Consider the following 10,781-nt stretch of genomic DNA (forward strand, 5'->3'; position numbering starts at 1 on the left):
GGTGCAGACTTGTCGTCGTCAAGGCAAGTCTATTATTGATTTTTTTGTACAAGCACTACTGGTTGATTCTAATAATTATCTGTCTCCCCCATCTCTACTTCCTAAATATTAGACCTGAATCCTTACACCAAAAATGCGATCGCCCATATCAAACCCATAACCACAAGTGCGATCGCTTGCATTAACTCCATCGTCATAAATGCGTAGGCATAGCCCGTCGTAGACATCGCTTCTTTAAGACTCTTGGTAAGAATGCGATCGCCTTTATAAAAGTATGAATATTGCAGGTGTAACTGGGTTAACAGCAGCGCAGCGATCGGCACTCTTGGCTTTGGTGGCTGTAGAAGGTATTGTGTAGATTGTATTATTGAAGATATAGCGTTTGCAGATTGTACTCAGTTTTAAACCTATTTCTTTGGCATAGTGATAGCTGATGACGATCGCCTACTACCCCTTGTGTTTTTTATTATATTTAAGAATATTATTAACAATCTTTTCAGAGGACTCGCATTCGGATAGGCTCGTCTTCAACCACACTGAAATGTCCTGCCCAGTCAGGGCGAGATGCTATGGCAGTCGCCACTTTTTGAGCAACAACTATACCGGAAGGTGCTTTAATCCGAAATAAGATAATCCCACAAGTTGCAGGCAAATGTGAACGAAAGGCGAGTTCACCAAAGTCTTTATCAAAGGTGAGGAGAATGCGCTCGTCACGTTGAGCGCGGTTTAAAACTTCGGCATCAGCAATCCCAGGAGCATCAGTGCGAATCCATGTAACATCGTGACCTCCGCAGCGAAGTGCTTCTATGGCATCTCCTGGGAAATTTTCGTTGGCTAGAAAGCGCATAATTACCCAGGAAAAGCGTAAACTTTTTCAGCTTTAAGGCTGGCACTAGCATAGCCTAAACAAGCTTGAATATCTTCGAGGGTAATACCAGGGTAGTTGCGGAGAATTTCGTCATTTGTCCAGCCTTGAGCAAGAAGGTCAATGATAAACTCAACAGAAAGACGAGTACCTTTAATAATTGGTTTGCCGACAAGGACGTTAGGATCTATAACAATTCGGGATTGCAAATTCATAAAATTAAGTTTAGTGTGTTGTTTTTATTTTATTCTATTTGCCTCAACAAACCTCTACTTGCTCAAATAACTACAATTTGGATTAGAGCGATCGCCCACATCACCCCATCATCAGAAATGCCGCAGCTACGCCCGTCGTATAAATCGCCCACATCAACCCCATCACCAAAAGTGCCGCAGCTACGCCCGTCGTAGACATCGCTCATTGGACACAGTTGCTCAGAGTGCGATCGCCTACATTAACCCCTTAACCAAAAGTGCGATCGCAGTAACTAGTTATACCAGATACTTGTAAAATCAAACTAATAGATAAATTTATAGCTAGACTTATAGCTAATAGATAGATTTAAAAAATAACAGAGCTAGATGATGCAAATCACTGTTGAGGTATCTGAGGAGCTAGGACAGCAATTACAGCAGTTCCAAGACCGCTTACAAGAGATAGTAGAACGCGGTCTAAAAGAGTTATTGAGCGAACAGTCTGGCAATTTTCTCGATGAGAAACAGATTATTGGGTTGTTAGCCAGTCAGCCTACACCAGAACAAATTCTAGCAATCCAACCCTCACCAGAATTCCAGGCTCGTGTCAGTGATTTGCTAGCACAAAGTAAAGCAGGAACACTTTCAGCCAAAGGTGAAGCGGAACTAGAACGCTATCTGACGATAGAACATCTTGTGCGTATGGCAAAAGCTCATACCTTCGAGCAATTACGCCAAAACCCGTGACTTATGTATCAGCCCAATTACGGAAACTCGTAATTGAAAGAGCGAACCAAAGGTGTGAGTACTGCTTATTTCCTCAGAGTGCGGCACTATTTAGCTTTGAGATGGAACATATTATTGCCGAAAAACATCGTCGCCAGACATCACTGATTTGACACAATTTTTCAGAGTGCGATGCCGAATAGCCCGTCGTAGACATCGCCCACATCCACCGCATCATCACAAGTGCGATCGCACTGCCAACTGCGCTCAATTTTTCCATCCCCGCGAGGGGTAATAAATTGAAAACTTCTCATAACGCGATTTGCATTCTCAAACTGGGGTTTGAGTTCTCATTTGAGTATATTTAGTACGCAAAAGCTAATATTGAGTTCTCAAACTGGGGTTTGAGTTCTCATTTGAGTATATTTAGTACACAAAAGCTAATATTGAGTTCTCAAACTGGGGTTTGAGTTCTCATTTGAGTATATTTAGTACACAAAAGCTAATATTGAGTTCTCAAACTGGGGTTTGAGTTCTTTTTTGCGTAATTTACTGATTTATTAGCTATTTACAGTGTAATAAAAGTTAATAGAGATTTGCAGGAATTTCCTCAGGCTGATCGATACGGAAGTTTTTTAAAGTAAAGAAGCTTAAATCAGTGAATTCGAGAACTGATAACCAAATAAATAACTGCATTAAAAGGTACATTTTATGGCTAGACTAAAAAGAACTTCCCAAGTGCTAGAAAAAGCAGCACGTCGTGCAGCCAGTATCAGTTCAATTGATCCAAACTTAGATGTGAGTAATGGACTCACTTTATTTGCCTACTCAAGCCTAATTGAGACAATGCGAAATAAAGAAAATACTTACAACACTGCGCTTTCTAACCTAGATAAGATATACCGTGAAATGTTAGAAACAGAGCAGCAGTTGGCAGACATGACAGAACACATACTCATGGGCATTGGGGCTAAATATGGCAAAAGCAGTGTAGAGTATGGTATGGCGGGAGGAGTTCCTAAAAACCAACGCCGCAAGGGATTGCGAGGTGAATCGCCAATTGTTAGTAATGAGCCACCGTCAATGATTGTTGGTGTGAATAGCAATGGCAAAGTAAAAGCGTAGTAAAAGCATAGGTGTGTTACGGCTTTAGCCTAACGCACCATCTTATGAGCCGATGCATTAGGCGCTTAGATCATGTTTTTATTGAGAAATTCTCTTGAAATATGCACCTAACACAACGCCACTTGCTTTTTAAAGCGATGTCTATTAGTAGTTATACGCGATTTTTCGTGTTTAATAATACTAATGACTATTGACCAATGACTAATGACCAAGACGACTTGGCGACAATTCCTCCCGTCCCTAGAAGGAACGGGCTTCCAAGTCGTCTTTCTGTGATATGTAGGATAGGTTTTATTGTTGGCGATATACCGTTCGCGCTAGCGTCTCCAAAGGAGAAGGCATTAAGCTTCGCTTATCGCTTATTTGCGAGAGTTAGCTACTCACTTTACTCGTAAAAGAATGGAAAAAGTTGTTCTTCAGGAATGTATTTACTTGCCTGTCTAAAAATAGCTTTGCAAGTTCCTGTATCTAACTCCCGATGATTAGGTATTGTTAAAGTCTCTTTTTGTTCTACACCAGAACGACGCAACTTAATATGACTGCCCTTTTGGCTGTGTACTTGAAAGCCAAACTCACCTAAAATATCAACAATCTCAGCACCTGATAATCTTTTGAGTCTAGGCATATTCTAGTTGGAGTTCAAAAGTTACCAGTAGAGAAGGTTTATCTACTAGGTCAAATTGAGTTGGATCTTCGTCTTCTAAATGCAAAGCGACTGCTTCACGAAGGTTATGAACAACTTCATCCAGAGTCTCTCCCTGAGTAACTACAGAAACTTCTAGACATTCTGCTACGTATCCGTGCTGTTCACCTCGATGAATTACTGCTCTAATATTCTGCTTTAACTCCATAAGTCATCTTAAAAATTCAAGAAGTCTATTAAGTTAGGTTATGCTTTCATGCTACACCATTAACTATGAATAATTCGTATCCGCAATAAATCAGAGCGACGCCGATAGCGTAGCGGTAGCTCATCCTGGAGCGTCATAGCCCGTCGTAGACATCGCTAAGTTTAAGAATATTCTTTCTTTACTTGCTTCTACACAGATATAGTCATAATATGAGTTAAAGGTGATATTCTCGTGAAAATATGTGTAAGTAATAATGACATGGGAGGTAAAATTTACAAACGAGTTTGAAATGTGGTGGGTTGAGTTAGATGACAGCACCCAGGTTGCAATCGATGCATTAGTGCGACTACTTGAGGTGGGGGGCCAGAACTTCCTTTTCCCTACAGTTCAAAAATAAACGGCTCACGTCATTCCCACATGAGAGAATTGAGGGTGCAACACAGAGGAGAACCGTACCGAATAATCTATGCATTTGATCCAAGGAGAGTCGCCATTCTTCTTCTTGGAGGAAACAAGGGAGGAGACGATCGCTGGTATGAGGAGAATGTGCCAAAAGCGGATACCTTGTATGACGAACATTTAGAAGAATTAAAAACAGAAGGGTTCCTATGAAGACGAAGCCATTTAAAGAACTTCGTGAAAAAATGACTCCTGAACAACAAGCAGAAAGTGAAATGCAAGCAAACCTTGCATTACTCAAATTGACACTTTCTGAACTTCGAGAGTCCCTTGGACATACTCAAAGCGATGTTGCGAAAAATATGGGAGTGGTACAATCGGCACTTTCAAAAATTGAGCATCAGGAAGATATTCAAATATCTACCCTCTCTCGATATATTAAATCTCTTGGCGGAAGTCTGACAATCATAGCGCGTTTTCCCGATCAAGAAGTTGTGATTTCTCAGTTCGATTGATATTCAACTTACCTAGGCATAGCCCGTTGTAGAAATGGACTTAAACAAAAATGGCAACTTTAACTATTCGTTTACCAGACGATAAGCATAATAGATTGAAAGAACTTGCTCAAGCCAAAGGCATCAGTGTCAATAAATTGATTGAAGAACTTTCTACCATAGCTTTAGCAGAATTTGATGCCCATACAAGATTTAAAGCAATGGCTGCAACTGGCAACCCAGAAGAAGGCTTAAGAATACTGGCTAAACTTGATGCTCTGACAGAATAAGCTGATGCGCGTCTAAACTATATAAACACTTTTGATGTCGTTAACTGTTGACTGTTGACGGGTTTTCAGTCATCAGGTAAATGTACAAATTAAATGCGTAACAGCTTAGAGCTTGTAGGGCGATCATGCAAACACTAACCAGAGGCGATCGCTCACATCAGTCCCATTAGCAAAAGTGCGATATGAGAGTATGAATATAAAGCTTTTATTCTGCTATTAGTGTTGCTGTCTTACTCGTCGCGGTAAACCTCTTTACGATGCCCTACTTTCACAACACTAACTAGTAATACATCATCAAAAATATCGTATATAACTCAATACGGTTCAGTTAAGGATAATCGTAGGTTGGGTGGAACTTAAGTGTTACCCAACAAACCCTCGAAAATGTTGGGTTTCGTTCCTCCACCCAACCTACGCAGTTTATGGTTTTTGCCGCTAACTGAACTGTATTGGTATATAACTCGGTAACTGCCGACTCGGATTCGATAACCATTGTCCGAATCTTCTAGCTTAACAACCCCGTTAGGGCGGGGATTATCAGCTAGATCGTCAATTTTTGTTTGTATCCTTGTCCGTACTTTTATAGGTAATTTTTTAAGTTGTTTAAATGCAGCATTAGAAAATTCAATTTTATATTGATTCACTGGCTAATTCTCGTTTAACTTGCTCCCAAGGAATAGTGCCATTTTTCTTAATATCTTCCCGTCCTTCATGTAAAGCTTTAATATCCTCTTGGTCTTCTGCTTTACGAATGTCTAAAAGTTCTATGACATCCTCTAAAGTATCTTCATAAGCTTGTTCTAATCGCTCATAAATAGCTTTGATTAAAGCTTGTTTTCTCGTTGTAGTTTCCATTTTTACCTCAATTCCAACATATAGTGAGTTTAGCTTCAATAAAGTTACTATAGCCTATCACTATAATTTTACTGTATCAGCCGATCCAATAGCCGTTTAACTGAATAAATGCCCAATTTGCATAGAAACTTTGCTGGAAATTTAACTTTTCAATCCAATCCTACAGAAAACAATTTACCAACTTGCGCTAAATCTACATTTCCACCGCTAATGATGACACCAACCCTCGCCTCTGGTGCTGTTACTACACCTTCAAGTAAAGCTGCTGCTGCGAGTACTCCGGTAGGTTCTACGACAATTTTCAGACGTTCCCACAAGAAAAACATGGTGCGAAGAATCGCTTCTTCAGATACCGTCACCATATCATCGACGTAATGCAGCACTAAAGGGAAAGTAATTTTACCAAGGCTAGGAGTTCGCGCACCATCAGCGATGGTATTAGGATTTTTGACAGTTTGCAGGGTTTTGGTGTGAAAGGAGCGGGTAGCATCGTCAGCAAGGGCTGGTTCTACCCCAATTACTTTACAATTGGGTAAAAGTGCTTTAGCTGCGATCGCACACCCAGAAAGTAAGCCGCCACCGCCACAACAAACTAATAATAAGTCCAATTCACCAACTTCTTGAATCAGTTCTAAAGCAGTTGTTCCCTGTCCGGCGACTACATGGGGATGATCGTAAGGGGGAATCAGAGTGAGATTGCAATTGCTTGCTAAATTTTGGGTTAATTCTTCTCGGTTTGTTTCTTGGCGATTGTATAAAATTATCTTTGCACCATAGCCACGAGTAGCAACTTGTTTAACAGCAGGTGCATCATCAGGCATGACAATAGTAGTGGGAATATTTAGTAATTGCCCAGCTAAAGCGATCGCTTGGGCATGATTTCCCGATGAATAGGTGATAACGCCTGTTTGTTTTTGTGCTGCCGATAGTTGGGCTAGGGCATTGTACGCACCTCTAAATTTAAATGCCCCCGTGCGTTGAAAATTTTCGCACTTAAAGAATACTTGGCTATTGGTGCGATCGTTAACAATTCTAGAAGTCAGTACAGGCGTGCGGTGGGCAATCCCCAAAATTCGCTCTTGTGCTGCTTGCACATCAGTTATAGCGACGGAATTATGATGTGGCATTGATTACCATATTTGCTTATATTTCCGATACTCGTTTTCAAGAACGAATTAACATGGGGTCATAAATTTGACATTCCTGAACCCCATAATTGCCCAGAATCAAGCTTGCCTGCTCAAGCTGATTGTCTGTGCCACTAACGATGAGTATGTAATTGCCTTGATCAATTTGCTCGTTGTAAAAGCGTGCCCACTCATCTCCTATTCCTAGTCTCATAGCGTCAAAACGCTCACTTAAATTAACATCTGTTGACCCAATCAATTGAGAAAAGTCTTTGCAAATTAAAGAAATCTGGTTTGCGGGAAAACCTGCGGCATACATATCGTTAATTGCCGCTTCAATATTATCTATATTATCAAAGTAACTAACAGCATATTTAGGTAAAATCCCACTTTTATTAGGAATGGCAGTAGCAGAAGTAGTCGTGGTCAGATAATTTGTAGTTCTATGCTCACTGTTGAAATACTCGTAAATGCCAAACTCTTCAATACCCCAACGCTGTAGAATTGCTTCTACTTTAGCAATTTCAAAAGATGTACAATCCACGATTATAAAATAGTGTCCATGCTCTACTCGCTCGTTATATGCTCTAGCTTGCTCTTCCGATATTCCCCAACCAACTAATGCACCAGCAAAAGTCCCAGTAGCAGCACCAATGCTTGCCCCGACAAGGGTTGTAACCAAAGCAGTTGCAGCAGCGCCAGCTAACATTATTGGCCCAACTCCAGGGATTGCTAAAGTACCAAGACCTACTAATAGACCAGTTAATCCACCAACAGCGCCCCCTGAAAGCCCTCCTACTGTTGCACCTTCGTCAGCTTTATCACCAGTGCGCTCTTTAATTTCATTATCGGCAATTTCATGATTGCGGTCTGCATTCTGTACAACTACAGATACTTTCTCCATCGCCAAGCCAGAATCTCTCAACTCATGTAGTGCCTGTTCTGCATCTCTACGATGAGTAAATACGCCTACAGCACGCTGATATTGACTTAAAACCATTATTAACTCCTTGATAGCAGGGGAAAATTAATTCCCCACAAATCTAGTTTTTCATTACCTGTAATCTTAAATACAACTTTATTTAACTCAAAACCATCCTAAGTAATAAAAATCATTACAAACCCCGCCCTCAGCGTCAGCAGGGTGGGGTAGTTTATGAAAATCCGATCAACAGATTCTTTCGTCTAAAAAATCCGTTGACCGGGTTTAACCATTTGCAAAAAATCGTCTAAGATTAGGCTCTATTTACTTTGAGAGTTCTGGTGTGAAGAGAATGCGGCTTTCACCAACCCTACCAAATGCAGGTGTAGACCAGCGATCGACTACTTTACCTAGAACTGACATGTCTTGAACTAAGCGGTCAAATTTATCAGGGGTGAGAGATTGGGGGCCATCGGATAAAGCTTTTGCTGGATTGGGGTGAACTTCAATCATTAAGGCATCTGTACCAGCTGCGATCGCAGCCATTGCCATAGATGGAACATATTCAGACCTACCAGTACCATGACTGGGATCAATCATAATCGGTAAATGGGTGAGCGATCGCAACACCGGAAGCACCGATAAATCTAAAGTATTCCGGGCATATTTGCCATCAAAGGTTCTGATTCCCCGTTCACAAAGAATCACATTGGGATTTCCAGATGCCAAAATATATTCTGCTGCCATCAGCCACTCGTCAATTGTGGCAGACATCCCCCGCTTCAGCAGCACTGGTTTATCTTGAGCGCCTACCTTTTTCAACAGCGAAAAGTTGTGCATATTTCGCGCTCCGATTTGGATTATGTCAGCTACTCTTGCCACTGCTGATAAATCGGCAGCATCCATGAGTTCTGTGACAATACCCAAACCAGTAGCTTCCCGCGCTGCTGCTAATAAATCTAAAGCGCTTTCACCATAACCTTGAAACGCATAAGGTGAGGTGCGAGGTTTGTAAGCTCCGCCACGCAGAAACTGCGCTCCAGCTGCCTTCACGCGCTTTGCCGTTTCGACAATCATCGCTTCATTTTCAACGGAACAAGGCCCGGCTACCACTACGATGGGATGACGTTCGCCGAAATAGACATCACCGTTAGGTGTAGGTACAACAACCTCGCTGGCTTCTCCATGTCGGAATTCTCGACTTACCCGCTTGAAAGGTTGTTGCACTCGTAATACTTGCTCAATCCAAGGGCTGAACTCCTGAACCTGTAATTTATCGATGCTAGTGGTATCACCAATTAGCCCTAAGACAACTTTATGAGTGCCAACGCTTTTTTCTACCGTGACTCCCCAAACGTCGCTCAGTTCTTGGCTGATGCGAGTAATTTCCTCAACAGGCGTACCGCTCTTAAGTATGATAATCATCTATTTTTCCTTCCGTATAGTTTTTGGGTGTAATACAGTTAAAAGGGCGGTTAGAAACCGCGTCTACACGAGACTTTACCCACCTCCGTGGGTTTCAAACCCTCAATTTTTCTTAGTCCACGGAGGTGGACTTTGTTTGTGTAGCCGCGAATTCCATTCGCCAGGGCTGTTTAGCAGTTAGCGCAAAAATTCAGCAAGTTGTTCTAGTTTTGTCCAAGCAGCGCCGCTTTGCAGAATTTCCTTAGCAAGGGTAATACCCTTAACACAACCTGCTAAAATATCAGTTTCCCCATGAATGGCTTCACCAACTTGCAGTGCGAGGGCTGTATTTAAAGCGACTACATCCTGCTGCGCCTGAGTGCCTTTACCTTGCAAAACTGCCTTCAAGATTTCGGCATTTTCTTGGACATCTCCACCGCACAACGCCGCAGTCGGTGCAAAACTCAAACCAAGTTCTTGAGGATTGAGGGTTAGAGAACGGACTTTTTTATCTTGGAGTACAGCTAAGTCAGTGACATCTGCCAAACCAGCTTCATCTAAACGTTCCCGTCCGTGGAGTGCGATCGCTTGCTGACATCCCAGTTGGGATAAAGCTTGAGCAATCTCTTCTAATAAAAGCGGGTCATTCACACCAATAATTTGCCCTGTCGGTCGCATGGGATTTACTAGCGGGCCGAGCAAGTTAAAAACAGTCCGCACTTTCAAAGTTTTTCGCAAAGTAGCGATCGCTTTAAGTGCAGGATGCCAACCTGGAGCAAACAAAAAGGTAATTCCAACCTCATCCACTGCGGCTTGCACTTTTTCTGGAGTGGCGTTGAGATTTATACCCAAAGCTTCCAGCACATCAGCCGAACCAGTCTTGCTAGATGCCGAACGATTGCCATGTTTGGCAACTTTTACCCCGGCGGCGGCGGCAACAAAAGCAACAGCAGTGGAAATATTAAAGGTTGAAGCGCCATCTCCACCAGTTCCGCAGGTGTCAATTAGGGGAGACGCGATTAATCGCGTCTGTACAAGGGGTGGGGATTGGGATTGTAAGACGCTAGCCATCCCGACTAATTCTTCGGCGGATACACCTTTAGCTTGGATTGCGGCTAAAATCGCTCCTGATAGGACATCAGGAATCGCATCTGTGAGCCAACCTTGCATGAGATCCGCAGCTTGGGAAACCGTCAACGATTGCCGAGCAAACAACTGTTGCAATAATCCTGGCCAGTTGTATAACTCAGAAGTGACGGGGATGTTGTCAAGTGGAGTTTGAGTTACAGCGATCATATTTGTCGTTAGTCATTGGTCATTAGTCATTGGTCATTAGTCATTCACAAAGGACAAATGACAAATGACAAGAACAGAAAATTAAGGAATAAGGACTTTGGCGACGGTTTGCACGTCTTTGTCACCTCTGCCGGAACAGTTGATGACGATGCGGGGGTTGCCTTCTAATTGAGGACAAAGGGTTTCAAGATATGCGATCGCATGAGCAGTTTCTAAGGCTGGAATAATCCCTT

General features: G+C 42.2%; 18 protein-coding genes and 1 pseudogene. 5 read left to right on the forward strand and 14 right to left on the reverse strand.

Annotation, left to right across the window (positions count from 1 at the left end):
• Nucleotides 1-122 precede the first annotated feature (122 nt).
• The 4 genes from LC653_RS41855 to LC653_RS41870 all read right to left on the reverse strand — a co-directional run bounded on the left by LC653_RS41855 (nucleotide 123) and on the right by LC653_RS41870 (nucleotide 1,286).
• Nucleotides 123-323, reverse strand: coding sequence for a hypothetical protein (locus LC653_RS41855; protein WP_229501187.1), 201 nt, complete (start codon nucleotides 321-323; stop codon nucleotides 123-125).
• A gap of 173 nt (nucleotides 324-496) precedes the next feature.
• Complete coding sequence (locus LC653_RS41860; RefSeq protein ID WP_229501188.1) at nucleotides 497-847, reverse strand: DUF5615 family PIN-like protein; 351 nt, start codon at nucleotides 845-847, stop codon at nucleotides 497-499.
• Between the two features lie 2 nt (nucleotides 848-849).
• The gene (locus LC653_RS41865) at nucleotides 850-1,080 is read right to left on the reverse strand and encodes a DUF433 domain-containing protein (protein ID WP_229501189.1); all 231 of its coding nucleotides are present in this window, start codon (nucleotides 1,078-1,080) and stop codon (nucleotides 850-852) included.
• Nucleotides 1,081-1,142: 62 nt separating this feature from the next.
• Nucleotides 1,143-1,286: a hypothetical protein gene (locus LC653_RS41870; protein ID WP_229501190.1), complete on the reverse strand. Its 144-nt coding sequence runs from the start codon at nucleotides 1,284-1,286 to the stop codon at nucleotides 1,143-1,145.
• A gap of 160 nt (nucleotides 1,287-1,446) precedes the next feature.
• Between LC653_RS41870 and LC653_RS41875 the strand changes: the two genes are divergently transcribed.
• Entirely contained in the window at nucleotides 1,447-1,806 is a 360-nt protein-coding gene (locus tag LC653_RS41875) for a hypothetical protein (RefSeq protein WP_229501191.1), read from the forward strand.
• A 161-nt stretch (nucleotides 1,807-1,967) separates the two neighbouring features.
• On the opposite strand, the gene LC653_RS46605 is transcribed toward LC653_RS41875, so the two are convergent.
• On the reverse strand, nucleotides 1,968-2,099 hold the full coding sequence (locus LC653_RS46605) for a hypothetical protein (protein ID WP_267923414.1): 132 nt from the start codon (nucleotides 2,097-2,099) through the stop codon (nucleotides 1,968-1,970).
• 397 nt (nucleotides 2,100-2,496) lie between these two features.
• Here LC653_RS46605 and LC653_RS41880 point away from each other — a divergent pair, with 397 nt between their 5' ends.
• The gene (locus LC653_RS41880) at nucleotides 2,497-2,910 is read left to right on the forward strand and encodes a hypothetical protein (protein ID WP_229501192.1); all 414 of its coding nucleotides are present in this window, start codon (nucleotides 2,497-2,499) and stop codon (nucleotides 2,908-2,910) included.
• Nucleotides 2,911-3,295: 385 nt separating this feature from the next.
• On the opposite strand, the gene LC653_RS41885 is transcribed toward LC653_RS41880, so the two are convergent.
• The gene (locus LC653_RS41885) at nucleotides 3,296-3,535 is read right to left on the reverse strand and encodes a type II toxin-antitoxin system HicA family toxin (protein WP_229501193.1); all 240 of its coding nucleotides are present in this window, start codon (nucleotides 3,533-3,535) and stop codon (nucleotides 3,296-3,298) included.
• Nucleotides 3,528-3,761, reverse strand: coding sequence for a type II toxin-antitoxin system HicB family antitoxin (locus LC653_RS41890; RefSeq protein WP_229501194.1), 234 nt, complete (start codon nucleotides 3,759-3,761; stop codon nucleotides 3,528-3,530). Before LC653_RS41890 ends, LC653_RS41885 begins: the two co-directional genes overlap by 8 nt.
• 417 nt (nucleotides 3,762-4,178) lie before the next feature.
• On the opposite strand from LC653_RS41890, the gene LC653_RS47100 reads away from it, so the two are divergent.
• The 3 genes from LC653_RS47100 to LC653_RS41905 are packed head-to-tail and all read left to right on the forward strand — an operon-like array spanning nucleotide 4,179 to nucleotide 4,944.
• Nucleotides 4,179-4,373, forward strand: a complete 195-nt coding sequence (locus LC653_RS47100) for a type II toxin-antitoxin system RelE/ParE family toxin (RefSeq protein WP_308189233.1) — start codon at nucleotides 4,179-4,181, stop codon at nucleotides 4,371-4,373.
• Nucleotides 4,370-4,675 (forward strand): helix-turn-helix domain-containing protein, encoded by a 306-nt coding sequence (locus tag LC653_RS41900; protein WP_229501195.1) that lies wholly within the window; start codon nucleotides 4,370-4,372, stop codon nucleotides 4,673-4,675. The genes LC653_RS47100 and LC653_RS41900 overlap by 4 nt, the downstream gene beginning before the upstream one ends.
• 50 nt (nucleotides 4,676-4,725) lie before the next feature.
• Nucleotides 4,726-4,944, forward strand: a complete 219-nt coding sequence (locus LC653_RS41905) for a toxin-antitoxin system HicB family antitoxin (RefSeq protein ID WP_100897403.1) — start codon at nucleotides 4,726-4,728, stop codon at nucleotides 4,942-4,944.
• A 356-nt stretch (nucleotides 4,945-5,300) separates the two neighbouring features.
• Here LC653_RS41905 and LC653_RS41910 read toward each other — a convergent pair whose 3' ends face one another.
• The 7 genes and pseudogenes from LC653_RS41910 to LC653_RS41940 all read right to left on the reverse strand — a co-directional run.
• The gene (locus LC653_RS41910; RefSeq protein ID WP_229501196.1) at nucleotides 5,301-5,588 is read right to left on the reverse strand and encodes a type II toxin-antitoxin system RelE family toxin; all 288 of its coding nucleotides are present in this window, start codon (nucleotides 5,586-5,588) and stop codon (nucleotides 5,301-5,303) included.
• Entirely contained in the window at nucleotides 5,575-5,799 is a 225-nt protein-coding gene (locus tag LC653_RS41915) for a hypothetical protein (RefSeq protein WP_094348959.1), read from the reverse strand. Before LC653_RS41915 ends, LC653_RS41910 begins: the two co-directional genes overlap by 14 nt.
• Before the next feature lie 149 nt (nucleotides 5,800-5,948).
• Nucleotides 5,949-6,926, reverse strand: coding sequence for a threo-3-hydroxy-L-aspartate ammonia-lyase (locus LC653_RS41920; RefSeq protein WP_229501197.1), 978 nt, complete (start codon nucleotides 6,924-6,926; stop codon nucleotides 5,949-5,951).
• Between the two features lie 37 nt (nucleotides 6,927-6,963).
• Entirely contained in the window at nucleotides 6,964-7,926 is a 963-nt protein-coding gene (locus LC653_RS41925) for a general stress protein (protein ID WP_229501198.1), read from the reverse strand.
• A 246-nt stretch (nucleotides 7,927-8,172) separates the two neighbouring features.
• Nucleotides 8,173-9,273, reverse strand: coding sequence for a 3-deoxy-7-phosphoheptulonate synthase (gene aroF, locus LC653_RS41930; RefSeq protein WP_229501199.1), 1,101 nt, complete (start codon nucleotides 9,271-9,273; stop codon nucleotides 8,173-8,175).
• A gap of 177 nt (nucleotides 9,274-9,450) precedes the next feature.
• A complete protein-coding gene (trpD, locus tag LC653_RS41935; RefSeq protein ID WP_229501200.1) occupies nucleotides 9,451-10,548 on the reverse strand; it encodes an anthranilate phosphoribosyltransferase in 1,098 nt (365 codons plus the stop codon).
• Between the two features lie 81 nt (nucleotides 10,549-10,629).
• A pseudogene (locus LC653_RS41940) lies at nucleotides 10,630-10,781 on the reverse strand (tryptophan synthase subunit beta); the annotation flags it as partial.

It is taken from the genome of Nostoc mirabile CHAB5784 (assembly GCF_020829645.1).
Lineage (GTDB): Bacteria > Cyanobacteriota > Cyanobacteriia > Cyanobacteriales > Nostocaceae > Nostoc > Nostoc mirabile.